The following is a 24,869-nucleotide window of genomic DNA, read 5'->3' on the forward strand; positions in this document are numbered from 1 at the left end:
TTTATCCTTTCAGGAGGGTCTTGGCGGCTTCGATGGCATCCGCGGCCCCGGCGGCATCGCGGGCGCCGCCTTGGGCCATGTCGGGCCGTCCACCGCCGCCCTTGCCCCCCATGGGGGCCACGGCCACGCGTACCAGGTCGACCGCCGAGATTCTGTCGGTGAGGTCATCGGTGACACCGGCCGCGACGGCGACCTTGCCGCCGGCATCGGCGATCAGCAACACCGCCCCCGAGCCAAGCCGCGCCTTGTGGGCGTCGATCAGGCCGGGCAGGTCCTTGCCGGTTACGCCACTCAGGCTTTGGGCGAGGAAGGGAATGCCGTTGATGGTTTCGGCACCCGGCTGTTCGGCCTGCCCCGCGCCCCCCGCCATGGCGAGATCGCGGCGCAGTTGGGCGACTTCGTTCTGGAGGGACTTGCGTTCGTCCAGGAGGGCGCGCAACCGGTCGGGCACATCGCCGGGCGAGGATTTCAGCGCCAGGGCGGTTTCGGCCAGCCGGCGATCCTGGGCCATCAGGTATTCGAGCGCCGCGGCGCCGGTCAGCGCCTCGATCCGGCGCACCCCGGCCGAGGAGGCGCTGTCGCCGAGGGTCACGAACAGGCCGATATCGCCGGTGCGGCTGACGTGGGTTCCGCCGCAGAGTTCCACCGACCAGGTGTCGCCGCTTGTGCCCTTGCCGGTATCCGCCCGCCCCATGGAGACGACACGCACTTCGTCGCCGTATTTTTCGCCGAACAGCGCCTGGGCCCCAAGGGCGCGGGCATCGTCCGGTGTCATGATCCGGGTCGAGACGGCATCGTTCTGGCGGATGAAGGCGTTGACCCGGGTTTCGACCTGGGCCAGTTCCTCAAGCGTCAGCCCCTTGGTATGGCTGAAATCGAAGCGCAGCCGGTCGGGCGCGTTCAGCGATCCGCGCTGTGCCACGTGATCGCCCAGCACCTCGCGCAGGGCCTCGTTCAGAAGGTGCGTGGCCGAGTGGTTGGCCCGGATCAGTGCCCTGCGGTCATGATCGACCGTCAGCGTTGCACCGGCGCCCTTTCGCAGTGTGCCCTCGGTCACCTCGGCGATGTGGATGAAGACATCGGCCGATTTGCGGGTATCGGTGATGCGCGCCGTGCCATCGGCCGTCTTCAGCGTGCCGGTGTCGCCCACCTGGCCGCCGGATTCGGCGTAGAACGGGGTCTGGTTGACGATGATCTGCACCGTCTGCCCGGCCGCGGCGGAGTCGACAACGCACTGGTCCTGCACCAGCGCAAGGATCTGCCCCTCGGCCTGCTCGGTCTCGTACCCGAGGAATTCGGTCACGCCGTGCTTTTCGGCCAGATCGAACCAGATCGAGGCATCGGCGGTTTCACCCGAGCCGGACCAGGCGGCGCGGGCCTTGGCCTTCTGTTCAGCCATGGCGGCGTCGAAGCCTGCCACATCCACGCCCCGGCCCTTTTCGCGCAGGGCGTCCTGGGTCAGGTCAAGCGGGAAGCCGAAGGTATCGTAAAGCTTGAAGGCCGCCGCGCCCGGCAGGCTGGCGTCTTCGGGCAGGTTTCCAAGTTCGTCATCCAGAAGCCGCAAACCACGCTCCAGCGTCTGGCGGAACCGCGTCTCCTCGCTCAGCAGGGTTTCCTGGATCATCGATTGCGCGCGGCCAAGCTCCGGGTAGGGCTGGCCCATCTGCGTCACCAGGGCAGGCACCAGGCGGTGCATCACCGGATCTTTCGCCCCCAGAAGATGGGCATGGCGCATGGCCCGGCGCATGATCCGGCGCAGGACATAGCCGCGCCCTTCGTTGCTGGGCAGAACGCCATCGGCCATGAGGAACGAGGTCGAGCGCAGGTGGTCGGCAATCACCCGGTGATGGACGTTGCCCGGCCCGTCCGGGTCGGTGTTGGTGGCGTTTGCACTGGCCTCGATCAGGGCGCGGAACAGGTCGGTGTCGTAGTTGTCGTGCTTGCCCTGAAGCAGGGCGCCGATCCGCTCGAGCCCCATGCCGGTGTCGATGCTCTTGTTGGGCAGATCGCGGCGGGTGCCGTCCTCCATCTGTTCATACTGCATGAACACGAGGTTCCAAATCTCGATGAAGCGGTCGCCGTCCTCGTCCGGGCTGCCCGGCGGGCCACCGGGGATGTGATCGCCGTGGTCATAGAAGATCTCGGTGCAGGGGCCGCAGGGGCCGGTCGGGCCCGCCGACCAGAAGTTGTCGTCGCTGGCAATGCGGATGATGCGATCGTCCGACAGGCCGGCGTGCTTCTTCCAGATCTCCACCGCCTCGTCGTCGGTGTGATAGACGGTGACCAGAAGGCGGCTGGCGTCGATGCCGAAATCCTTGGTCAGCAAATCCCAGGCAAAGGGAATCGCGTCTTCCTTGAAATAGTCGCCGAAGCTGAAATTTCCCAGCATTTCGAAGAAGGTATGGTGGCGGGCGGTGTAGCCCACATTGTCGAGGTCATTGTGCTTGCCGCCCGCGCGCACGCATTTCTGCGCCGTGGTGGCGCGGGTATAATCGCGGTGTTCGACGCCGGTGAAGAGGTTCTTGAACTGCACCATGCCGGCAGCCGTGAACATCAACGTCGGATCGTTGCGCGGCACAAGCGGCGAACTGGCGACGATCTGGTGCTGATTGCGGCCGAAATAGTCGAGAAACGTCGAGCGGATGTCATTCAGGCTGGGCATGGGGGGCGGTCTGTCCTGGAGTTGCGTAAATAGCCTCTGTGATCTAGCGGGCCGCAACCGTCCTGTCCACAGGTTGCCGCCAAATGCGCCCTGCCCTTTTGGGCGTCACATCTGCCGATGCCATACGGCCAGGCGATCCATGTTCCTTTCCGTGGCCATTGCACGGCAAATCCCTGTCCCTGTCGGAACCCGCGCCCGGATATGGATGCCGAACCTGTCATATGGCAATCACGGCATCCCGCAGAAAAACGCGGGGGTTCACCGCAGGTAGATCACTTCAAGGCAGAAGGGATGGTGGGTGATAAGAGATTTGAACTCCTGACATCTTCGATGTGAACGAAGCGCTCTACCACTGAGCTAATCACCCATTGGCGCGGTTTTTAGCGGCCATCATCGGGGCGTGCAAGGGGTTTTGGCGCAGAAATCCGCGTGCGGGGCGACTTATCCTGGCGGCAAGCCATCCTGCATTATTGACAGGTTCGGATTTGCCCGCTCCTGATGGATGCACTGCTGCTGAAAATGGGGGAAATCATGAAAGCAATGGGAAAGGGCTGTGCCCTGGCGGCCATCATGGCGGTCCTGGGAACGACGGTGCAGGCGGGCGGTGTGGCCGCGCCAGTCATGCCGCCCGAGGTGATCGTCAGCGAAACCACCGCGGCGCCGCATGACTGGGTCGTGCCGCTGCTGCTGATTGCTGTGCTGGTCGCCGCCGTCTCGGGACCGGGGGGTGGCGGTGGAATCGCGATCAGCGATGCCCGCCTGAAGACCGATATCAAGCGCGTCGGCACCGCCGCGGGCGATCTGCCGCTCTACCGGTTCCGCTATGCCGGGCAACCCACAGTCTATGAAGGCGTGATGGCCCAGGATGTCGCGCGCCTGCGGCCAGACGCCCTGGTGTCGCTGGAAAACGGGATCATGGCGGTGAACTATGACCTTCTGGGGCTGAAGCTGCGCCAGATCGACTGAACCGGCTGACCGGGTGCAAAAAAAGGGGCGCGCCGGTCTGGCGCGCCCCTTCGTTGCTGTGCTGTCGAAATCAGTGCGCGGTTGCTCCCGCGCCCTGGTTCTTTGCGTCAAGCGCGGCCTTGGCGGCTGCGGCCTCTTCGGCGGCCTCGTCCCATTCGACGGGTTCGGGTTTACGCACCAGGGCGTGTTCCAGAACCTCGGACACGTGGGTGACCGGGATGATCTTCAACCCCTCTTTCACGTTGTCGGGGATCTCGGCCAGGTCCTTGGCGTTCTCCTGCGGAATCAGAACCGTCTTGATCCCGCCCCGCAATGCGGCCAGCAGTTTCTCTTTCAGCCCGCCGATGGGCATGGCGTTGCCGCGCAACGAAACCTCGCCCGTCATGGCGATGTCCTTGCGCACCGGGATCTGGCTCAGCACCGAGACGATGCTGGTGACCATGGCCAGACCGGCCGAGGGCCCGTCCTTCGGGGTGGCGCCATCGGGCACGTGGACGTGGATGTCCAACGTGTCGAACTTCGGCGGTTTCACCCCGATCTGCGGCGCGATCGAGCGGACATAGGAGGACGCCGCGTCGATGCTTTCCTTCATCACGTCGCCCAGCTTGCCGGTGGTCTTCATCCGGCCCTTGCCCGGCAGGCGCAATGCCTCGATGCTGAGCAGTTCACCCCCGACGCTTGTCCAGGCCAGGCCGGTGACAACGCCCACCTGGTCTTCCTGTTCGGCCAGGCCATAGCGGTATTTCTTGACGCCAAGATAGTCGTCAAGGTTGTCGGGCGTGATCACCACCTTGGTTTCGGCCTTTCGCACGATCCGCGTCACCGCCTTACGGGCCAGCTTGGCGATTTCGCGTTCAAGGTTCCGCACGCCCGCCTCACGGGTGTAGGTGCGGATCATCTCCAGCAGCGCTTCGTCGGTGATCTCGAACTCGCCCTTCTTCAGGCCGTGGTTCTTGACCTGCTTGGCGATCAGGTGGCGCTTGGCGATCTCGGATTTCTCGTCCTCGGTATAGCCCGACAGCGGGATGATCTCCATCCGGTCCAGAAGCGGGCCGGGCATGTTGTAGGAGTTCGCCGTGGTCAGGAACATCACGTCGGACAGATCATACTCCACCTCAAGATAGTGGTCGACGAAGGTGGCGTTCTGTTCCGGGTCCAGCACCTCAAGCATGGCGCTGGCCGGATCGCCCCGGAAATCCTGGCCCATCTTGTCGATCTCATCCAGCAGGATCAGCGGATTGGTGGTTTTCGCCTTCTTCAGCGCCTGAATGATCTTGCCCGGCATCGAGCCGATATAGGTACGCCGGTGGCCGCGGATTTCGGATTCGTCACGCACACCGCCCAGCGAGATGCGGATGAATTCGCGCCCCGTGGCCTTGGCGACCGATTTGCCAAGGCTGGTCTTGCCCACGCCCGGAGGGCCGACAAGGCACATGATCGGGCCTTTCAGCTTCTTCGAACGCTGCTGCACCGCCAGATATTCGACGATCCGCTCTTTCACCTTTTCCAGCGAATAGTGATCGTCATCCAGCACCTTCTGGGCGCGGGTCAGATCCTTCTTCACGCGGCTGCGCACGCCCCACGGAATGGCCAGCATCCAGTCAAGATAGTTGCGCACCACCGTGGCCTCGGCCGACATGGGCGACATGTTCTTGAGCTTCTTGACCTCGGCCTCGGCCTTTTCGCGGGCTTCCTTCGACAGTTTCGTCTCGGAAATCCGCTTCTCCAGCTCGGCCACCTCGTTCTGGCCTTCCTCGCCGTCGCCCAGTTCCTTCTGAATGGCCTTCATCTGCTCATTCAGGTAATATTCGCGCTGGGTACGCTCCATCTGGCTTTTGACACGGGTCTTGATCTTGCGCTCGACCTGAAGGACCGACATCTCGCCCTGCATCAGGCCGAATATCTTCTCAAGCCGGTCGGCAACCGACAGCGTTTCCAGAAGCTCCTGCTTCTGGTTCACTTCCACGCCCAGGTGGCCTGCGACCAGATCGGCCAGCTTTTCGGGTTCGCGCGTGTCCGAGACGGCGGAAAGGGCCTCTTCGGGGATGTTCTTCTTGACCTTGGCGTAGCGTTCGAATTCTTCGCTGACCGAGCGGACAAGGGCGGCGACGGTTTCTTCGTCGCCCATCACCTCTTCCAGGATCTCGGCGTTTGCCTCGAAGAAGCGGTCGTTTTCCACGTAATCGGTGATGCGCACGCGCGACCGGCCCTCGACCAGAACCTTGACGGTGCCGTCGGGCAGTTTCAGCAGTTGCAGCACATTGGCCAGCACACCGTATTCATAGATGCTTTCGGTGGTGGGGTCGTCGATGCTGGGGTCGATCTGGGACGACAGCAGGATCTGCTTGTCATCAGCCATCACCTCTTCCAGGGCGCGCACGGATTTGTCGCGCCCGACAAACAGCGGCACGATCATGTGCGGGAAAACCACGATGTCGCGCAGGGGCAACACGGGATAGGACTGGCTGAGTTGCTCGGTCATGTTTTTTCCTTTGTTGGCAAGAGGGCATCTGTCCCGCTGTGCGGCAACGCGAACCCTCTCCGGTCATGGCACTTCAAGTGGGGTGCCTGCCCCCCGTCGTCAACCACGGCCTGTTATCACGCTCGCTGGATATTGTGCCTGTCCGGCCAACCGGGGGCAAGATGATCTTGGGGGTTATCCCCCATGGCAGGTTCCCATCCGGTTCATTTTCGCCCCGGATGCCCGGAATTTTACCCTAGCGCGGCAGATAACGCGCCGCGATGGCATCCACGGCAAGGGCCAGAAGCGCGAATCCGCCAAAGACCACCAGCAACTCGCGCAGGCCCGCGCCCGTCACCCGGCCCCCGGCAAAGGAAGGCGCGCCCCCTGTTGTCACCGACAGGCCCATGGCATCGGCCAGGGCAAGGGCCAGGGCGACAGGCAGGGCGGTGAAGATCACCGCAAAGACCGGCACCCGCCAGCGCCCGGCCCGGCGCGCGCAGACATGGGCGGTGATCATGGCACCGCTCACGACAAGGCCGCCGATCAGGGTGCCCCGGATGGTGCCGGTCAGGGCCGCGACACAGACGACGACAACCAGCAGGGGCAGGAAGACCCCGTTCTTCACAGCCGCTCGATATCGCCGTCGGCGCGCCCGGCGTGGAAGTCGGCCTCCCATGCGGCGAAGGTGCCACCTGCGATGGCGTCGCGCATGCCCTGCATGATGTCCTGGAAATAGGTCAGGTTGTGCCAGGTCAGAAGCATCCCCGAAATCATCTCCTGCGCCCGGAACACATGGTGCAGATAGGCGCGCGAATAGTTGCGGCAGGCCGGACACCGGCAGTTTTCGTCCAGGGGGCGCGGGTCGTCCTGGTGGCGGGCGTTCTTGATGTTCACCACGCCATGGCGCGTGAACACCTGCCCCGTCCGCCCCGAGCGGGACGGCAACACGCAATCCATCATGTCGATGCCCCGCTTGACCGCCCCGACGATATCGTCGGGCTTGCCCACACCCATCAGGTAACGCGGCTTGTCCTCGGGCAGTTGCCCCGGCGCGTAGTCGAGGCAGTCGAACATCGCCGCCTGCCCCTCGCCCACGGCCAGCCCGCCCACGGCGTAACCGTCAAAGCCGATATCGCATAGCGCGCTGGCACTTTCCTCGCGCAGGTCACGCTCAAGCCCGCCCTGCTGAATCCCGAACAGGGCGTGACCGGGCCTGTCGCCGAAGGCATCGCGCGACCGCTGGGCCCACCGCATCGACATGCGCATCGACTCGGCGATGCGGTCGCGGTCGGCCGGAAGTGCGGGGCATTCGTCGAAGCACATCACGATGTCGCTGCCCAGAAGCCGCTGAATCTCCATACTGCGTTCGGGCGTCAGTTCGTGGCGCGATCCGTCGATATGGGATTTGAAGGTCACGCCCTTCTCGCTCATCTTGCGCAGGCCCGACAGGCTCATCACCTGGAAACCGCCACTGTCGGTCAGGATCGGACGATCCCAGTTCATGAAGCGGTGCAGCCCGCCCAGGGCGGCGATCCGCTCGGCCGTGGGGCGCAGCATCAGGTGATAGGTATTGCCCAGAAGGATGTCGGCGCCCGTCTCGCGCACGCTTTCGGGCATCATCGCCTTGACGGTGGCGGCGGTGCCGACGGGCATGAAGGCCGGCGTGCGGATCTCGCCGCGGGGGGTTGAAATCACCCCTGTGCGCGCCGCGCCATCTGTGCCATTCAACTGAAATGCAATGCGCTCAACCATCTGTCTCACCCTTTTCGCCTGGCCCCTTCTGGCCCGAACCCGGCCCCTGCCGCAAGGAGCTTTGACATGCCCGACGCCGCCGACACCCCCGCCGATCTGCGCCTGGGATGGGAGGAATGGTGCGCCCTGCCCCAGCTTGCCCTGCCGGCGCTGAAGGTCAAGGTCGACACCGGCGCGCGCACTTCGGCGCTGCATGCCTTCGATATCGAACCCTTCGGCCCACCCGATGCCCCCATGGTGCGCTTTGCCGTCCATCCGATTCCCGGGCGCCACGACCTGGTGGTGCGCTGCACCGCCCCCGTCCATGACCGGCGCGAGGTCACGTCGTCCAACGGCGAAACCGAATACCGCTATGTCATCCTTTCGCCCATCGCCATCGGCCCGCGCCAGTGGCCGGTCGAACTGACCCTGACCGACCGTGGCGCCATGGCATACCGGATGTTGCTGGGCCGACAGGCGCTTGAGGGCGGTGCGGTGGTGGCGCCGGGCGAAAGCTTCTGTCAGCCACAGCTGTCCTATGATGTCTATCCCGGCGCGCGCCGCCACGCCCCCGCGCCCGACCGGCCGCTTTCCATCGCCATCCTCAGCCGTGAACCCGACGCCTACACCCCCCGCCACCTTGTGGACGAGGCGCGCGCGCGGGGCCACCGCATCGACGTGATCGACACCGCCCGCTGCTACATGGCGATGAACGCCCTGTCGCCCGAGGTGCATTGCGACGGCGCGCCCCTGCCCCGCTATGACGCGGTGATCCCGCGCATCGGCGCGACGATGTCGGGCTATGGCGCGGCACTGGTGCGGCAGTTCGAAACCATCGGCACCCATTGCCTGAACGGCTCCGAAGGCATCACCTCGTCGCGCGACCGCATTCATGCCCACCAGCTTCTGGCGCGCTATCACATCGGCATGCCCGCCACCGCCTTTGCCGCATCGCCCAAGGATACCGGCAACCTGATCGTCCTGGCGGGTCGGGCGCCGCTGGTTCTGAAACTGCTCGACAATGCGGCGGGGGATGGCACCGTGCGCGCCGACACCAAGGCGGCCGCGGCGTCGGTCATCACCGCCTTTCGCGGGCTGAACGCCAATTTCCTGGTGCAGGATTACCTGCCCGACGCCGCCGGGCGCGACATCCGATGCCTGGTGCTGGGGGGCAAGTTCATCGCGGCGCTGGAACGCCCGCCGGGGGGCGATACCACCGATCTTGACCGGCGCGCCCACACGCAACCCGCCCGAACCACCAAGGCCGAACGCGATACCGCCCAGAAGGCCGCCCGCGCCTTCAAGCTGGGACTGGCCAGCGTCGATTTGCTGCGCACGCCCGAGGGGCCCAAGGTCCTCTCGCTCAGCGCCACGCCGGGGCTGTCGCGCTTTGAAACCGCGACGGGGCGCAATATCGCGGCCCTCGTGCTTGACCTGCTGGAAAAGCGCCTGCGCCCCGCGCCGCGCCCCCCGCGCCGCCGTGCCGCAGGCGCGGGGTGAAGCGGTGCCCTTTACGCGCCCCGCGCCATTCCTTATATGTTTGGTCAACTATTGCCGCGAAACCGCGAGGAAAAGATGACCGCAGACACAAGCCCCCCGCTGGAAGGCGCGCCGCTGATCCGCCCCTCCTCGACCGATCATCCCCTGTATGACCAGGTGGTCGAGGCCTGCCGCAGCGTCTATGACCCGGAAATCCCGGTCAACATCTACGACCTGGGTCTTGTCTATACCGTCGACATCAGCCCCGAAAACGATGTCCTTGTCCTGATGAGCCTGACCGCCCCCGGCTGCCCCGTCGCGGGCGAGATGCCCGGCTGGGTCGCCGATGCCGTCGCCCCACTGCCCGGCGTGAAGACCGTGAACGTCGAACTGGTCTGGGAACCGCCCTGGGGCATGGAGATGATGAGCGATGAAGCAAGGCTTGAACTGGGCTTCATGTAGGTTTCACGCGACCGTCACATCGCCGTTACCCGGCCGCGCGACAAGGGCGCATCGACCCCCAAGCGCCTTTTCATGACGAATACGGGGAGGGTTCGCGCCCTCCCCTTTTTCATGCCAGGCCCTTTCCATCCTTACCGGATTGGAAGAACCGGGTTTGGTTTCCCTGCTGGCCTGCGAAATTCGCGCTCTCGGACGGCCCGGTCCGCCGGATTGTTTCTTTTTGCCCCCAACAGGCACCCCGCGCTGACCGCCCTTGAGCCGGCAGCGCGAAGGCACTACCTTTGTACAAACGCTCGGAAGGATATCACCATGTTCGGCATACCCGGCAAGCAGGCCGTCACCATGACCCCCGCCGCCCAGAGGCAGATCGCCCGCCTGATGGCCCGCGACGGTCACCAGGGGTTGCGCATCGGCGTCAAGAAGGGCGGCTGCGCGGGCATGGAATATACCATGGACTACGTGACCGAGATCGACGATCTTGACGAGGTGGTCGAGGTTGACGGCGCCCGGGTGATGATCGCCCCCATGGCACAGATGTTCCTGTTCGGAACCGAGATCGACTATGAAACCTCGCTTCTGGAATCGGGGTTCAAGTTCCGCAATCCCAATGTCGCCGATGCCTGCGGCTGCGGCGAATCGATCAAGTTCAAGGATGTGTCGGAACTGACGCCTCAGTCCTCGGAGGGTTGAGGCGCGCGCCCCGCCGCGCGGATGCTGAAGGGGATGGTTGCGAGGTAGATCAGCGAACAGACCGCCAGCGTCAGCCAGGTATAGGTCAGCAGCGCGGCGATGAAGAAGACGAAGCCGATCATGAAGTACCGCACCTTGGTGCGGGCGATGGTCACCTTCTTCAGGGCAAAGGTGGGCACCCGGCTGATCATCATCAGCCCGACGAAAACAACCCAGGCGCAGACCGTGACATCGGCAAATTGCGATGTCGGCCGATAGCCCCAGAGAAAATAGAGATACATCGGCAGCATGGCCAGGATCGCCCCGGCGGGCGACGGGATGCCGGTGAAGAAATCGGCCTTCTTCTCCTTGCGGTTCTCGCCCACGTCGGCCCCGGCCCGGGCACCGACGTTGAACCGCGCCAGGCGGATCACGCAGCAGACCGAAAACAGCAGCATGGCGATCCAGGCCTCGTTGCGCATGTCCTGCAGGCCCCAGAGATAGATCAGCAGCATGGGCGCCACGCCGAAGTTCACGAAATCGGCCAGGGAATCCAGTTCGGCCCCGATCAGGCTTTCGCTTTTCAAAAGCCGCGCCACCCGCCCGTCGACGCCGTCGAGAACCCCCGCCAGCAGGATCAGCTTGACCGCGCGTTCAAAATTGCCCTCGATGCCAAACCGGATCGCCGTGAGACCGGCGCAGATGGCCGCCAGCGTCAGGAGGTTGGGCAGAAGCTGAACGATGTGCATCTCCGACTTGGGGGCCTTTGGGGGTTTCATGGGGTTACTCCACCCGCGCCATGCGGGCCGGTTCGCCGCTGGTCAGGTCGGCCAGCACAGTCTCACCGGCAATCGTTCCCTGCCCGACGCTGACCATCGGGGAAACCCCCTCGGGCAGGTAGACATCGACCCGGCTGCCAAATCGGATCAGCCCGAAACGTTCGCCCGTCCGAAGCACCGTGTCCTTCTCGACGAAACAGAGGATGCGTCGCGCCACGAGGCCGGCAATCTGTACCACTGCAATCTGGCGCCCGTCCTGCAGGTTCAGTGCCAGCGACATGCGTTCGTTGTCGGAGCTGGCCTTGTCCAGCGAAGCATTGAAGAACTTGCCCGGCCGATAGGCCACGGCGCCCACGGTTCCGGCGATGGGCGCGCGGTTCACATGGCAGTTGAAGACGTTCATGAAGACACTGACCCGGGTCAGGGGCGTGGCGTCCATGCCCAACTCCGAGGGCGGCACGGCCCGTTCGATCAGCGACACGATCCCGTCTGCGGGACTGACAAGAAGCCCCTCGCGCGTCGGCACGGTGCGATCGGGATCGCGGAAGAAGTAATAGCACCAGACCGTCAGTCCCACGCCGATCCAGCCCAGCGGTTCCCACAGCAGGAACAGCACCAGAGTGATGGCGGCGAAGATCGCCACGAAACGCCGCCCCTCGGGGTGCATCGGTTTGACGAAGGTGGACATCATGTTCATGGCGGGCGCTTTCCCTGATCTCGGTTCGCTGCCGTTTGGCAGAAATGCGGGGTGAAAACAATGTCCCGCTTTGCCACGGCCCTTGGCGCAGGGCCCCGATCCGGGCTAAGCCGGGGCAACCACGTTGGAACAAGGATAATAGGGCAATGACCGCACGACGCAAACTGGCCGCTGGCAACTGGAAGATGAACGGCACCGCCGAGGCGCTGGATCAGGTGCGCGCGCTGCTGGCCGCCCATGGCGCGCCGGGCTGTGACATCCTGCTGTGCCCGCCAGCCACCCTGGTGCATCGCATGGCAGACCTGGCACAGGGAAGCGCCGTGGCCGTGGGGGGGCAGGATTGCCACGCCGCCGCCAGCGGTGCGCATACCGGCGACACCTCGGCGGCGATGCTGGTGGATGCGGGGGCCAGCCATGTGATCACCGGCCATTCCGAGCGGCGCACCGACCATGGCGAAACCGACGCCCAGGTGCGCGCCAAGACCGAGGCGGCCCATGGGGCGGGCCTTGTTGCCGTGGTCTGCATCGGCGAAACGCTGGACCAGCGCGAGGCGGGCGAGACGCTGGCGGTCTGCGGTGCGCAACTTGCCGGATCGCTGCCCGAGGGTGCGACGGCGGCCAATACCGTCGTCGCCTACGAACCGGTCTGGGCCATCGGCACCGGCAAGGTGCCGACGCTGGAGCAGATCGAGGAGGTGCACACCTTCCTGCGCCGCGAGCTTGAAGCGCGCTTCGGTGCTGAAGGCGCGGGGATGCGGCTGCTTTACGGCGGGTCGGTCAAGCCGTCGAACGCCGCCGAGATCTTTGCCGTGCGCGATGTGGACGGCGCCCTCGTGGGCGGCGCGTCACTGAAGGCGGATGATTTCGGCGGCATCATCGCGGCACTGGAAAAGGCCTGAGGCGGCGCTCTTCGCTCCCTCGCGGTCGCTCATCTCGGGGCGGTGACGTCGTGATCGTAAAGCCAGCGGAACCTGTCGGCCATCACGCGCGGAGCGGTGCGATCCAGCAGGCGCAGCGCCGTGTGGGCCGGGCCGGTCTGCCACCAGTGCGACAGGTGGTAGTTGCGGGCATTGGCATTGGCGGCGGCGATGGCGCGGCGCACCCGCCCGTCGCGCCGCTGCTGGTAAAGCGCCAGTGCCTTGTCCACCGGGTGGTGTGACAGGCAGTCGGCCAGCACGAAGGCGTCCTCCAGCGCCAAGTTCGCGCCCTGGGCCAGGAACGGCAGGGTCGGATGGGCGGCATCCCCGATCAGCACGCCCGCCCCGCGGTGCCATCGATCCGCGACCGGATGGCGGAACAGCCCCCAGAGGTTGACCTGGGTGACCGCGTCCAGATCGCGGCGCAGGCGTTCGCAGAACCCCGAAAAGGCGGCGCGGAACGCCTTGGGGTCGCCGGTGCTGTGCCAGCTTTCCTCGGCCCAGGCCTCGCGTTCCTCGACCCCGACAAGGTTGATCAGCCCACGGGCAGGCAGCGGATAGCGCACCAGGTGGCGCCCCGGCCCCACGAAAACCTCGGCCTCGGCCTCGGGCGGGGCCTGGGTGCCGGGGATCAGCGCTCGCCAGGCCACCTGCCCTGTAAAGAATGGCTGACCCGCGCCGTTGACCACCGGGCGCAGGACCGAGCGCACGCCATCCGCCCCGATCACCAGCCCTGTGTCCACCTGCCCGCCATCGGCAAGGGAAAGGGTGGCACCCCTGTCGGTCAGCGCGACGGCACTGACCGCGCGCCCGGTCTGGATGTCCACCCCGGCTTTGATCGCGCCATCGGCCAGAACGTCGATCAGGTCGGCGCGGTGGATGAAGCGGAAGTCATCGGGCGACATGTCCATGGCGATCAGCCGCGCGCCCGTCGCACCGACCCGCAGCTTCACCGCATGGTTGCCGCCCGAGCGTTCGCGGATCGCGCCGCCCATATCCAGCGCGCGCAGCACCGCCATGCCGTTGCCGCTGAGTTGCAGGCCGGCCCCCACCTCGCCCAGTTCGTCGGCCCGTTCGAAGACGCGCACAGCCTGCCCGGCCCGCGCCAGCGCCGTCGCACAGGCCAGACCGGCAATACCCCCGCCCAGAACCGTGATCTGCAATGGTGTCATCCTGCCTACCCCGAAACGAAAAGCGCCGGGGCGTTTCCACCCCGGCGCCTGATGCCATGTCGCGTCACCGGATCAGTCGTCGCGGTGAACCTTCTCGCGCCGCTCGTGCTTCTCCTGCGCCTCAAGGCTGAGGGTGGCGATGGGGCGGGCATCCAGCCGCTTGAGCGAAATCGGCTCGCCTGTCGCTTCGCAATAGCCGTATTCGCCATCCTCGATCCGGCGCAGGGCCGCGTCGATCTTGGCGACCAGCTTGCGCTGGCGGTCGCGGGTGCGCAGTTCCAGGGCGCGATCGGTTTCCTCGGACGCGCGGTCGGCCACGTCGGGGATGTTGCGGGTGCCATCCTGCAAGCCCTGAACCGTGCTTTTGCTGTCGTCCATCAGATCGGCCTTCCAGGCCAGAAGCTTGCGGCGGAAATACTCCACCTGCCTGTCATTCATGAAAGGCTCGTCTTCGGCTGGACTGTAATTGTCGGGCAGAAAGGCATCTACCTTCATCATCTCTCCCTCGTTTTGCCCCATGGCAACATCGCTGGTGTGATCGACCATGGGCAACTCCCTTGGGCGGTCCAATATCGGAACGCCACCCGGTTGTCACTAGGCTTTGAAAGGGCCATGGTGCATTGTGACCGGTGCGCACTCGAAACGTGAGCAACCACAGGTAGAGGTTTGAAAATCCCATGAAATTCACTGGCACCGATGCCTATGTCGCCACGGACGACCTGACCGTGGCGGTAAATGCAGCAATCACGCTGCAACGCCCCCTTCTGGTGAAGGGAGAGCCGGGCACGGGCAAGACCGAACTGGCCCGCCAGGTGGCTTCGGCCCTGGGGCTTGGCATGATCGAATGGCACGTCAAATCCACCACCCGCGCCCAGCAGGGCCTTTATGAATACGACGCCGTCAGCCGGTTGCGCGACAGTCAGCTTGGCGACGAGAGGGTCAACGACGTGGCCAACTACATCCGCAAGGGCAAGCTGTGGCAGGCCTTCGAGGCGGAAGAACGTGTCGTGCTGCTGATCGACGAGGTCGACAAGGCGGATATCGAGTTTCCCAACGACCTGCTGCAAGAGCTGGACCGGATGGAATTCCACGTCTACGAAACCGGCCAGACCGTGCGCGCGCGCCATCGCCCCGTGGTAATCATCACCAGCAACAACGAGAAAGAGCTTCCCGACGCCTTCCTGCGGCGCTGTTTCTTCCACTACATCCGCTTTCCCGACGCCGAGACGCTGAAGAAGATCGTCCATGTGCGTCATCCCGACATCAAGGATGCCCTGCTGACCACGGCGCTGACCCAGTTCTACGAATTGCGCGATACGCCGGGCCTGAAGAAGAAGCCGTCGACATCCGAGGTGCTGGACTGGCTGAAGCTGCTGCTGGCCGAGGATCTGACCCCCGACGACCTGAAGAAGCGGGGCGCCGATGCCCTGCCCCGCCTGCATGGCGCGCTTCTGAAGAACGAACAGGACGTGCACCTGTTCGAGCGGCTGGCCTTCATGGCGCGGGGCCAGCGGTGACGCCCGACGGGCAGGCCGGCAGAAGGCCCTGATGCTTCACGTCCTGACCCACAACATCCTGCCGGTCTTTGCCATGCTGGCGCTGGGTTTTGTCATGGGGCGCAGCGGCAAGGCCAGCCCCGGCGAGGCGCGGGCGATCAACCGCATCGCCTTTCTGGTGCTGCAACCGCCGCTGATCTTCCTGCTGATCACCGGGCTTGACCTTGGCACCTTCGATTTCGGGGCGATTGCACTTTACGGGCTGTGCCAGGCCCTGGGATTCGCGCTGTCCTACTGGGTGGCGCGGGCGGTCTTCGGGCGCGCGCACCTCGAGGCCTGGCTGCTGGCCATGACGGTGATCTTCATCAACACGCTGCTTTACATCTGGCCGATCTCGCTTCTGATCTACGGGCCCGAGGCGGCCTTGCCGGTCACGGCGGTGGTGGCCTGGGATTCGACCTTCACCTTCAGCTTCTTCATCATCTCGATGGAGATCATGGCGGGGAACCGGGCCAGCGGCGGGGCCTTGCGGCGGGTTTCGGGCAACCCGATCATCCTTGCCATCCTGATTGCCCTTGCCATCAACCTGTCCGGCCTTTCCCTGCCCCAGCCGGTGCTGACGGCGGCAGAATTCGCCGGTGCGGGGGCGGCACCGCTGACGTTGTTTGCGCTGGGGGTCATCCTCTCGGGCCATCCGGTGCGCCCGACGCCGGTGATCCTTGCCTTTTCGGCGCTCAAGCTTGTGGCCTTTCCGGCGCTGATCTGGGCCGCGCTTGTCGTGGTGTCGCCGGGCAACACCTGGCAGGATCTGGTGGTTCTGACGGCGGCCGGACCCTCGGGCGCCATGGCTTTCGCATTGGCCATGCTCTACGGTGTCCGGACCGACTCGATTGCACCGGTCATCATCTGGACCAGCCTGCTGTCCCTTTTTTCATTGGCCTATCTTGCATGACCCTGAACATCCGCCCGCCCTGCCCCGACGACCGGCCCGAATGGGGGCGCCTCTGGGCCGGGTACCTGGCCTATTACGAAACCACCCTGCCCGACTCGGTGTTCGACAGCACCTTCGCGCGGCTGCTGGGGAACGATCCGCAGGATTTCAACGGGCTGATCGCGCTGCTTGACGGGCGGCCCGTGGGGCTGGCCCATTACCTGTTTCACCGCCACGCCTGGAAGATCGAGAACACCTGTTATCTTCAGGATCTCTTTGTCGATCCCGCCTGCCGGGGTCAGGGCGTCGCCCGCAGCCTGATCGAAACCATCTATGGCATTGCCGATGCCGCCGGGGCGCCCTCGGTCTATTGGCTGACGCAGGAATTCAACACACCCGCCCGCCAGCTTTACGACCGCATCGGCACCCTGACGCCCTTCATCAAGTACGCCCGCCCATGATCGCCCGCACGATCGCCCTGCTTGGCCTTGCCGCCGTGACCGCCTGCGCGCCCGCCGGCCAGCAGGACCGCGCCCGCAGTGATGTTCTGTCCCTGCCGCCGATGAAGACCTTCGCCAAACCCCATGTGACCCGCCCGACCCGGTCGAACGAGTCGATCGCCGAGGATTTTCTGAACCTGTCCTTCATGCTGGAATCCGGCCGCCCGCTTCCGGTGCTGACCCGGTTCGAGGGGCCGGTCACGATCCGCGTCCTGGGCCAGACGCCGCCGGGGATGATCGGCGATCTTGACCGGCTGGTGTCGCGGTTCCGCGATGAGGCGGGCATCGACATCCGCCGTGTCGGTGCCGACCTTCCCGCGTCGATCACGGTCGAGACGATCCCCCGCTCCGAGCTTCAGCGCGCCGTGCCCCAGGCCGCCTGCTTTGTCGTGCCGCGCGTCACCGGGTGGGACGATTTCAAGCGCAACCGCCGCACCGCCGTCACCGACTGGACCACCCTACGCCTGCGCGAGAAGATGGCGATCTTCATTCCCTCGGACGTGGCCCCGCAAGAGGTGCGCGATTGCCTGCACGAGGAAGTGGCACAGGCCCTCGGCCCACTGAACGACCTCTACAGCCTGACGGATTCCGTCTTCAACGACGACAACTTCCACACCGTGCTGACCGGCTTTGACATGCTGATCCTGCGCGCCACCTACGATGACCAGCTGCATTCGGGCATGGACCGCGCCACCGTGGCCGCCCGCCTGCCCGCCATCCTGTCGCGGCTGAACCCGCGCGGCAACCATCACAAGACCGCGCCGCGCCCGCCCACCAGCCGCGCCTGGATCGCCGAAATCGAATCGGCCCTTGGCCCGCGCAACACCCTGGCGCGGCGGCAAGAGGCGGCCAAACGCGCCGTCACCCTGGCGCGCTCGGCCGATTGGACGGACAACCGCCTGGCCTTCTCGCTTTTCGCGCTGGGGCGCCTGTCGCTGGGGCGCGATCCCGAACTGGCGCTGGCCTCTTTCCTGCAGGCCGGGGCGCTTTATTCCACCAACCCCGAAACCCGAATTCACGAGGCGCATATCGCGATGCAACTGGCGGCCGTCGCGCTGTCGTCGGGGCAGGCGGAAATTGCCATCGACATCATCGACGCCAACCTGCCCGTGGTGGCCGACGCCGAAAATGCCGCATTGCTGGCAACGCTGCTGTTGCTCAAGGTCGAGGCGCTGGATCTTCTCGGGCGTGCGGCTGCGGCCGAAGACCTGCGGCGTGACAGCCTGGGCTGGGCGCGCTATGGCTTCGGCTCGGATGCCGAGGTGCGCAAGCGCGCGTCTGAAATCTCGGCCCTCAACCCGCGCCGCAGACTTGCGGCCCAGATTACGGATGCTTCATGATCATCATTGTCTTCGCTCTGGCCGGTGCAGTTTCCGGCGTTCTGCTGGCCCGCAAGCGCGGTGGCCGGCGGCTTGACATGGCGCAGTATGGCGGCAGCCTGTTCATCGCCGGGGCACTTCTGGGGTTGTTCGTCACCATCCTGCTGGCCCGGGTGCTTTAGGCCCGATGTTCCTGCCCTTCTTCGATCAACTGCGCCGGAACCGGGTTCCGGTGTCGTTGCGCGAATTCCTTGCCTTTCTCGAAGGGCTGCGGGCCGGCCTTGTCACCTATGATGTCGAGGCCTTCTATTTCCTGGCCCGCTGTACCCTGGTCAAGGACGAAGGCCATATCGACCGTTTCGACCGCGCCTTCGCCACCGCCTTTTCGGGGCTTGAAAGCATCACCCCCGAACAGGTTCTGAAGGCCGTCGACCTGCCCGAGGACTGGCTGCGCAAGATGGCCGAAAAGCACCTGAGCTCCGAGGAAAAAGCCGAGATCGAGGCCCTGGGCGGCTTTGACAAGCTGATGGAGACGCTGAAAAAGCGGCTGGACGAACAGAAGGGCCGCCATCAGGGCGGCAACAAGTGGATCGGCACCGCCGGCACCTCGCCCTTCGGCGCCCATGGCTACAACCCCGAGGGCGTGCGCATCGGCCAGGACGAAGGTCGCCACCAGCGCGCCGTCAAGGTCTGGGACCGACGCGAGTTTCGCAACATGGACGACAGCGTCGAGTTGGGCACCCGCAACATCAAGGTCGCGCTCAAGCGCCTGCGCAAATGGGCCCGCGATGGCGCCACCCAGGAACTGGACCTGGACGATACCATCCGCGCCACCGCGCATCAGGGCTGGCTGGATGTGCGCACCCGCCCCGAACGGCGCAACGCGGTGAAGGTTCTGCTGTTTCTCGACGTGGGCGGTTCCATGGACCCCCATGTGAAGGTGGTGGAAGAGCTGTTCTCGGCCGCGCGGTCCGAGTTGAAGCATCTTGAACATTTCTATTTCCACAACTGCCTTTACGAAGGCGTCTGGCGCGACAATGCCCGCCGCTGGAACGCACAGACCCCGACGCAGGACGTGCTGCGCACCTATGGCGCGGACTGGAAATGCATCTTCGTGGGCGATGCGTCGATGTCGCCTTACGAACTTCTCTATCCGGGCGGTGCAAACGAACACATGAACTCCGAGGCCGGGCTGACCTGGCTTGACCGCGCCCGCGACCAGTGGCCCGATCACATGTGGATCAACCCGGTGCCCGAACGGTTCTGGCAATACACCCGGTCGATCGGGATGGTCGCCGAGGCATTCGGAGCCGACCGCATGGTGCCGATGACGCTGGAGGGGCTGAACCGCGGGATGCGCACTCTGGCGCGCAGCGCCTGAGAATTGCCGCCACATGGGCCCAAAAACGCACGCCTGGCAATGATCACACCAGCCCGCCCCTTGCCCGTGGCCCCACAGCCCGCCATGTTGGCAAGGCAGAAACGGGGGAAACAGCCATGACATTTCGCGATGACAGCCCCCCGCGCCCAAGTTCCGCGCGTCTTCGGCGCAAGATGCCGTCGACCGCGCCGTGATGCGTCGGCTCAGATATCTCTGGCGCCGCCACCGCGTCGCGACAGTGCTGTTTGCGCTGGTCCTTGCGGTGACCGTGGCCATGGGCACGCGTTCGGTGATGTTTGCCATCTGGTGGGCCGACCCGGCGCACCGCTTCCAGGAAATCGAATCCTGGATGACGCCGCGCTATATCGCCCATTCGTGGAAGGTGCCGCCCCATGTCGTGCAGGATGCGCTGACGCTCGACCGGCTGCCGGGGCGGCGACTGACGCTGGAAGACCTGGCCGAGGCGCGCGGCCTGCCCGTCGCCATCCTGATCGATCAGGTCGAAGCCGCCATCGCGCAACATCGCCCCGAACGCCCGGCGCGCCGCCCATGACAGACGCCCTTGCCGACCTGGTGATCCACCACGGCGTTCTGCTTGTCCTGGCGGCGACCTTCCTCAGTTGCCTGGCCGTGCCGGTGCCGACCTCGCTCATCATGCTGAGCGCGGGGGCCTTTTCCGCCGGCGACGATCTCAGCCTCACGCTTTGCGCGCTGGCGGCCCTGGCTGGCGCGCTGGCGGGCGATCAGGCCGGCTTTGCCCTGGGGCGCTGGAGCAGCGGCATCGTCACCCGCGCCCGGGGCCGCGCCGCACGCCTGCTGGAGCAGGCCCGCGCCCTGACCGCGCGCCGGGGCGGCATGGCGGTCTATCTCAGCCGCTGGCTGTTCAGCCCCCTTGGCCCCTACGTCAACTATATCGCCGGGGCGACGGGCATGGCCTGGGTGCGGTTCACCTTCTGGGCGGTCCTGGGCGAAGGCGTCTGGGTGGCGATCTATCTTGGCGCGGGCTACATCTTTGCCGACCAGATCGAGGCGGTGGCGACAATCCTGAGCAACGCCAGCGGCGCGGCGGCAGGGTTGGTGGTGACGGCGGGCCTCGGGCTGTGGCTCTGGCGTCAGAGCGTGCCGCGCCAGGACGGCTGAGCGGCGGCATCCCCCCACCCCCTTTTCATTTTCGGGCCGAACCGCCATACCCGGAACAGGAGCAGAAGGACGATATTGCCATGGCCGTGATGGGCCGCCTTGCCGCCAGTTTCGCAATGACCGACCCGGTGTGGGAACGGCATGCAAACCCCCTGTCGGGCTGGACACGGCTGCCGGTGCTGCCGCTGATCGCGCTGGCGATCTATGCGCGCATCTGGATCGGCTGGTGGTGCCTCGTGCCGCTGGCGGCCCTCCTGATCTGGATCTGGGCCAACCCGCGCGTCTTTTCGCCGCCCGCCAGCACGCGCCACTGGATGTCGCGCGCGGTCATGGGCGAAAGGGTCTGGCTGAACGCCGAGACGGTGCCGATCCCGGCCCATCACGCGCGCGCGGCCCTGGTTCTCAGCCTGCTGTCCGGGCTGGGCATCATACCGCTGGCCTATGGGCTGTGGGTGCTGGCCCCCTGGGCCGTGGGCGTGGGATGCACCGTCGTGATCCTTGCGAAGCTGTGGTTTCTCGACAGGATGGTCTGGCTTTATCACGACATGGCCGCGGTCGAGCCAGTCTATGCCGGATGGATGCGCTGAAGCCGCGCTTGCCTTGCGCGCCCGCGCACCCCATATCTGAATGATGCTGAAGTTCACGCCGATCCTTCTTGCACTGCTTTACGGGCTGGCGATGTATCGCTTTTCGGCCTGGCGCACGGCGCGCGAGCTGAACGAGAAATCGACCGAACTGGCCGACGCCACCCTGCGCGCCCTTTGCGACCGGATGGCCGAAGCGCTTGATCTGAAGCGGATCAAGGTTCACATCTACGAAATCGCGCCGGTCAACGGCCTTGCCGCGCCGGACGGGCGGATCTTCATCACCCGCGGATTTTACGACCGCTATCGCGCCGGAGAGGTCAGCGCCGAGGAGATGGCCAGCGTCATCGCCCATGAACTGGGCCATGTCGCCTTGGGCCATTCGCGGCGCCGGATGATCGACTTTTCCGGTCAGAATGCCCTGCGCACCGCCATGGCCATGGTGTTGTCGCGTTTCCTGCCCGGAATCGGCGTCTGGATCGCCGGAACGCTGACCTCGCTTCTGGCGGCGCGCCTGTCGCGCAAGGACGAATACGAGGCCGACGCCTATGCCTCGGCGCTGCTGACCAAGATCGGCCTTGGCACGGGCCCGCAGAAAAGCCTGTTCACCAAGCTTGAGGCCCTGACCGGCGCGCGCGGCGGCACCGCCCCCGCCTGGCTGATGAGCCACCCCAAGACCCACGAGAGGATCGCCGCCATCGAAGCCAACGAGGCGCGCTGGCGCTGAACTGGCCGGGGGCGCTGCCCCCCGGGAATGACCCTGACCAAAGCAGCCCGACCGCGCCACGAACCTCGTGGCTTTGCCTGCATACACCTGCCGCCTTTGAAAACGCTTGCATTCCTGTCGGTTACAGTTTTCCTGGGTGCATGGCCAAACTTGTCCTCCTTCACAAAGCCGGTTCGATCTACGACGACGAACCTGATGTCGTCTATGATTTCCCGCGCGCCTATTTGAAGGCGATCAAAGAGGCAGTCGGCGACTGGGTCATCTATTACGAGCCGGTCAAGGCAGGTCCGCGGGGCTATTTTGCTGTGGCCAAACTTGAAAAGGTGATCCCGAAGCCAGGCGCCGAGGGCCGGTTCTTCGCCATGATCGAGCGCGGGAGCTTTCTTCCCTTCGACCGGACAGTGCCTCGACTTTTGCAGGGTCGGCCTATGGAAACGGCGCTGACCGAACCGGATGGCACACCGAAGAGGGGCGGCGCGGTTCAGCTTGCCGTCAGGCGCCTGCCTGAGGCCGACTTTGCACGCATCGTCAATTTGGGTCTGCCACAGGATCTGGAGCAGATCGAGGCAACACGCTATGATCCACAGCCGGCTCAGATGGATGAGGGGGCCGAACCATTTCAAAGGCCAGTGCTTGAGCGCTTGACCCGCCGACCCTACCGCGAAGTCGCGTTCCGTCGAAAAGTGCGCGAGGCATATGGATACCGCTGCGCCATGTCTGGCCTGATGCTGCGCAACGGCGGTGGGCGGCCAGAGGTGCAGGCCGCACATATCCGCCCGGTCGAAAGCAAAGGCAGCGATTCGGTGCGCAATGGCCTTGCCCTGTCCGGCACACTGCACTGGATGTTTGATCGCGGCCTGATTTCCGTGGCCGACGATTGCGAGACGATTTTGGTGTCCCACAACAAGGTGCCCGGCGATGTCATTGGCCGTCTGCTGGCCCCCGGTGGCAAACTGGCCAAGCCTGCCGATCCGTGGAACATCCCTCACCCAGAGAACCTGCGTAACCATCCGGCGTGGACCGCGGTTTAGGCCGCTCGCCGAAGTTCGGACGCCTTCCAATTCCAGGGCAGCAGATCCGGCACCCGAGAAGCCGTCGTGCCGGGTAGCCTGGCAAGGACATCAGCGAGCCAGGCCTGAGGATCGACATCGTTCATCTTCGCGGTGACGATCAGGGAATACATGAAGGCGGCGCGGTCACCACCACGCTCGGAGCCAGCGAAGAGCCAAGACTTCCGGCCAAGCGCGACACCGCGCAGCGCCCGCTCCGCCGCATTGTTCGTCAGGCAGACCCTGCCATCGTCGAGAAACCGGGTGAAGGCGGGCCAGCGCTCCGCCTTGAACATGTAGTCGATCGCCTTGGCGACCGGGTTGTGCTTTGACAGCCGGTCGCGTTCGGCGCGCAACCAGTCATGAAGCTCCTCGACCAGAGGCCGGGACAGTTGGTGCCTGGCAGCCTGACGGTCCGCAGCCGTCAGGCCATTGATGCCGCGCTCGATGTCGAAGATCGCGTCGATCCGGGCGACGGCCTCCAGCGCGACAGGGGAGATGTCATGGGCGGGTTTGCCCTTCCGGGCGTTCCCCTTGATGTCGGCGAGCTCGAAGAACTTGCGCCGGGCATGGCTCCAGCAGAGCGCAGACTCGACGGGCCCCGGATCGCGGTCGGCGCGATAGAGGTCATTGTAGCCGCCATAGGCATCGGCTTGCAGAATGCCCTGCCATCCGGCGAGATGCCGGTTGGGGTTGGCCATTCCACGGTCACGCGAGAAGTGGAACAGCGCGGCAGGTGGGCTACCGCCGCCGAAGGGGCGGTCGTCCCGGACATAGGTCCAGAGCCGCGCGGTTTGCGTGCCGCCCTTCGCCAGCAGCGGCACCGTCGTGTCGTCGCCGTGCAGCCGTTCGGCCTCAAGAACATGGGTCCTGATCAGCGCATGGATCGGCTCGAGCGCAGCAGCGCAGGCCCCGACCTGATCGGCAAGCGTCGAGAGGCTGATCTCGACACCTTCCTTCGCATAGCGTTCGGCCTGGCGGTTCAAAGGCTGGTGCTGGCCGAACTTCTCGAAGAGGATCATCGCCAGCAGGTTCGGACCGGCCCAGCCCCGGGGCGTGGGGTGGAACGGCGCCGGCGGCTGGCTGATCTTCTCGCAATGGCGGCAGGTGAACTTCTCCCGGACCGTCTGGATTACCTTCCACTGCCGGGGAATGACTTCGAGCGTCTCGGTGACATCCTCACCCATCTTCACGATGCGATCCGAGCCGCAGCAGGAACAGGCCGTGGGCGCCGCGATCACCACGCGCTCGCGCGGCAGATGCTCCGGGAAGGGCTTGCGCGCCGGACGGCGACGTTTGAGCCCGGCGACGGTCATGGTCTTCGCCACCTTCTCGGCGGCGATCTCGTCTTCGGTGGCCGCGGCCTCGAGTTCCTCGAGCTGCAATTCCATCTGGTCGATCAGGCGGGCGCGACGTTCCGAGCTGTGGCCGTATTGCTCGCGCCGGAGCTTGGCGATCTCGAGCCGGAGATGCTTGATCATCGCCTCGGAGGTCGAGACCACCGCCCGGGCCTGCGCCAGCTCGCTCTCGGCGGCCTCCGCACGGGCCTCCGAGGCCGCGAGTGCGGCACGCAATCTTGCGATCTCGGAAGCGGCATCTGACATGGCCAAGACTTACCATTCCGGTATTGGAAAGCCCATGCAAATAAGGCGAATGACGCCGATTTACCCCGCCTTTGCAGGGCGTTGGGTCCAGCGCGGATTGCGCCAGTCGATCCCCTCCAGAAGATACCCGAGCTGGGCCG

Annotated in this window: 25 protein-coding genes and 1 tRNA gene; 16 read left to right on the plus strand and 10 right to left on the minus strand. The window is 65.3% G+C overall.

All coding sequences use genetic code 11. The features are described 5' to 3' along the window. Nucleotide 1: 1 nt before the first annotated feature. Together alaS and H7828_RS17455 are read right to left on the minus strand one after the other, a co-directional pair. Nucleotides 2-2,662: an alanine--tRNA ligase gene (gene alaS, locus H7828_RS17450; RefSeq protein ID WP_226782344.1), complete on the minus strand. Its 2,661-nt coding sequence runs from the start codon at nt 2,660-2,662 to the stop codon at nt 2-4. Nucleotides 2,663-2,954: 292 nt separating this feature from the next. Next, nucleotides 2,955-3,029, minus strand: a tRNA-Val gene (locus tag H7828_RS17455). Between the two features lie 164 nt (nt 3,030-3,193). On the opposite strand from H7828_RS17455, the gene H7828_RS17460 reads away from it, so the two are divergent. Beyond that, entirely contained in the window at nt 3,194-3,628 is a 435-nt protein-coding gene (locus H7828_RS17460; RefSeq protein ID WP_226782345.1) for a tail fiber domain-containing protein, read from the plus strand. A gap of 70 nt (nt 3,629-3,698) precedes the next feature. On the opposite strand, the gene lon is transcribed toward H7828_RS17460, so the two are convergent. The 3 genes from lon to tgt all read right to left on the minus strand — a co-directional run bounded on the left by lon (nt 3,699) and on the right by tgt (nt 7,844). Beyond that, entirely contained in the window at nt 3,699-6,110 is a 2,412-nt protein-coding gene (gene lon, locus H7828_RS17465) for an endopeptidase La (RefSeq protein ID WP_226782346.1), read from the minus strand. A gap of 235 nt (nt 6,111-6,345) precedes the next feature. Beyond that, on the minus strand, nt 6,346-6,717 hold the full coding sequence (locus tag H7828_RS17470; protein WP_226782347.1) for a hypothetical protein: 372 nt from the start codon (nt 6,715-6,717) through the stop codon (nt 6,346-6,348). Further along, nucleotides 6,714-7,844, minus strand: a complete 1,131-nt coding sequence (gene tgt, locus H7828_RS17475; RefSeq protein ID WP_226782348.1) for a tRNA guanosine(34) transglycosylase Tgt — start codon at nt 7,842-7,844, stop codon at nt 6,714-6,716. The genes H7828_RS17470 and tgt overlap by 4 nt, the downstream gene beginning before the upstream one ends. 66 nt (nt 7,845-7,910) lie before the next feature. Between tgt and H7828_RS17480 the strand changes: the two genes are divergently transcribed. From H7828_RS17480 to H7828_RS17490, 3 genes are all read left to right on the plus strand, one after another. Continuing rightward, nucleotides 7,911-9,323 (plus strand): RimK family alpha-L-glutamate ligase, encoded by a 1,413-nt coding sequence (locus H7828_RS17480; protein ID WP_226782349.1) that lies wholly within the window; start codon nt 7,911-7,913, stop codon nt 9,321-9,323. A 75-nt stretch (nt 9,324-9,398) separates the two neighbouring features. Then, nucleotides 9,399-9,764, plus strand: a complete 366-nt coding sequence (locus H7828_RS17485) for an SUF system Fe-S cluster assembly protein (RefSeq protein WP_226782350.1) — start codon at nt 9,399-9,401, stop codon at nt 9,762-9,764. A 309-nt stretch (nt 9,765-10,073) separates the two neighbouring features. Then, nucleotides 10,074-10,454 carry a HesB/IscA family protein gene (locus H7828_RS17490; protein WP_226782351.1) on the plus strand — a complete coding sequence of 127 codons (381 nt, stop codon included), beginning with the start codon at nt 10,074-10,076 and terminating at the stop codon, nt 10,452-10,454. On the opposite strand, the gene pssA is transcribed toward H7828_RS17490, so the two are convergent. Together pssA and H7828_RS17500 are read right to left on the minus strand one after the other, a co-directional pair. After that, on the minus strand, nt 10,436-11,212 hold the full coding sequence (gene pssA / locus H7828_RS17495) for a CDP-diacylglycerol--serine O-phosphatidyltransferase (protein ID WP_226782352.1): 777 nt from the start codon (nt 11,210-11,212) through the stop codon (nt 10,436-10,438). The two genes, H7828_RS17490 and pssA, sit on opposite strands and share 19 nt — an antisense overlap. Before the next feature lie 4 nt (nt 11,213-11,216). Next, the gene (locus tag H7828_RS17500) at nt 11,217-11,951 is read right to left on the minus strand and encodes a phosphatidylserine decarboxylase (protein ID WP_281070771.1); all 735 of its coding nucleotides are present in this window, start codon (nt 11,949-11,951) and stop codon (nt 11,217-11,219) included. 104 nt (nt 11,952-12,055) lie between these two features. On the opposite strand from H7828_RS17500, the gene tpiA reads away from it, so the two are divergent. Then, nucleotides 12,056-12,808, plus strand: a complete 753-nt coding sequence (gene tpiA / locus H7828_RS17505; RefSeq protein ID WP_226782354.1) for a triose-phosphate isomerase — start codon at nt 12,056-12,058, stop codon at nt 12,806-12,808. A 29-nt stretch (nt 12,809-12,837) separates the two neighbouring features. Here the strand turns inward: tpiA and H7828_RS17510 are convergent, their stop codons facing one another. Both H7828_RS17510 and dksA read right to left on the minus strand, forming a co-directional pair. Next, complete coding sequence (locus H7828_RS17510) at nt 12,838-13,998, minus strand: FAD-dependent monooxygenase (protein ID WP_226782355.1); 1,161 nt, start codon at nt 13,996-13,998, stop codon at nt 12,838-12,840. A 72-nt stretch (nt 13,999-14,070) separates the two neighbouring features. Beyond that, nucleotides 14,071-14,517, minus strand: coding sequence for an RNA polymerase-binding protein DksA (gene dksA / locus H7828_RS17515; protein WP_226782369.1), 447 nt, complete (start codon nt 14,515-14,517; stop codon nt 14,071-14,073). Between the two features lie 158 nt (nt 14,518-14,675). On the opposite strand from dksA, the gene H7828_RS17520 reads away from it, so the two are divergent. From H7828_RS17520 to H7828_RS17570, 11 genes are all read left to right on the plus strand, one after another. Continuing rightward, nucleotides 14,676-15,515, plus strand: coding sequence for an AAA family ATPase (locus H7828_RS17520; RefSeq protein ID WP_226782356.1), 840 nt, complete (start codon nt 14,676-14,678; stop codon nt 15,513-15,515). Nucleotides 15,516-15,546: 31 nt separating this feature from the next. Further along, the gene (locus H7828_RS17525; protein ID WP_226782357.1) at nt 15,547-16,446 is read left to right on the plus strand and encodes an AEC family transporter; all 900 of its coding nucleotides are present in this window, start codon (nt 15,547-15,549) and stop codon (nt 16,444-16,446) included. Continuing rightward, the gene (locus H7828_RS17530; RefSeq protein ID WP_226782358.1) at nt 16,443-16,886 is read left to right on the plus strand and encodes a GNAT family N-acetyltransferase; all 444 of its coding nucleotides are present in this window, start codon (nt 16,443-16,445) and stop codon (nt 16,884-16,886) included. Before H7828_RS17525 ends, H7828_RS17530 begins: the two co-directional genes overlap by 4 nt. Beyond that, nucleotides 16,883-18,265 carry a DUF2927 domain-containing protein gene (locus tag H7828_RS17535; protein ID WP_226782359.1) on the plus strand — a complete coding sequence of 461 codons (1,383 nt, stop codon included), beginning with the start codon at nt 16,883-16,885 and terminating at the stop codon, nt 18,263-18,265. The genes H7828_RS17530 and H7828_RS17535 overlap by 4 nt, the downstream gene beginning before the upstream one ends. Continuing rightward, nucleotides 18,262-18,426, plus strand: a complete 165-nt coding sequence (locus H7828_RS17540) for a hypothetical protein (protein ID WP_226782360.1) — start codon at nt 18,262-18,264, stop codon at nt 18,424-18,426. The genes H7828_RS17535 and H7828_RS17540 overlap by 4 nt, the downstream gene beginning before the upstream one ends. Nucleotides 18,427-18,431: 5 nt before the next feature. Continuing rightward, the gene (locus H7828_RS17545) at nt 18,432-19,625 is read left to right on the plus strand and encodes a vWA domain-containing protein (RefSeq protein WP_226782361.1); all 1,194 of its coding nucleotides are present in this window, start codon (nt 18,432-18,434) and stop codon (nt 19,623-19,625) included. A 193-nt stretch (nt 19,626-19,818) separates the two neighbouring features. Next, the gene (locus H7828_RS17550) at nt 19,819-20,178 is read left to right on the plus strand and encodes a hypothetical protein (protein WP_226782362.1); all 360 of its coding nucleotides are present in this window, start codon (nt 19,819-19,821) and stop codon (nt 20,176-20,178) included. Then, nucleotides 20,175-20,765 carry a DedA family protein gene (locus H7828_RS17555; protein WP_226782363.1) on the plus strand — a complete coding sequence of 197 codons (591 nt, stop codon included), beginning with the start codon at nt 20,175-20,177 and terminating at the stop codon, nt 20,763-20,765. Before H7828_RS17550 ends, H7828_RS17555 begins: the two co-directional genes overlap by 4 nt. 80 nt (nt 20,766-20,845) lie before the next feature. Continuing rightward, nucleotides 20,846-21,352, plus strand: a complete 507-nt coding sequence (locus H7828_RS17560) for a DUF6653 family protein (protein WP_226782364.1) — start codon at nt 20,846-20,848, stop codon at nt 21,350-21,352. A 43-nt stretch (nt 21,353-21,395) separates the two neighbouring features. Then, entirely contained in the window at nt 21,396-22,076 is a 681-nt protein-coding gene (locus tag H7828_RS17565; protein WP_226782370.1) for a M48 family metallopeptidase, read from the plus strand. A gap of 140 nt (nt 22,077-22,216) precedes the next feature. Further along, the gene (locus H7828_RS17570) at nt 22,217-23,107 is read left to right on the plus strand and encodes an HNH endonuclease (protein ID WP_226782365.1); all 891 of its coding nucleotides are present in this window, start codon (nt 22,217-22,219) and stop codon (nt 23,105-23,107) included. Here H7828_RS17570 and tnpC read toward each other — a convergent pair. Then, complete coding sequence (tnpC, locus tag H7828_RS17575; RefSeq protein WP_226782366.1) at nt 23,104-24,729, minus strand: IS66 family transposase; 1,626 nt, start codon at nt 24,727-24,729, stop codon at nt 23,104-23,106. The two genes, H7828_RS17570 and tnpC, sit on opposite strands and share 4 nt — an antisense overlap. Nucleotides 24,730-24,869: the final 140 nt, after the last annotated feature.

Origin of the sequence: Oceaniglobus trochenteri (genome assembly GCF_020529025.1) — a bacterium.
GTDB classification, from domain to species: Bacteria; Pseudomonadota; Alphaproteobacteria; order Rhodobacterales; family Rhodobacteraceae; genus Oceaniglobus; species Oceaniglobus trochenteri.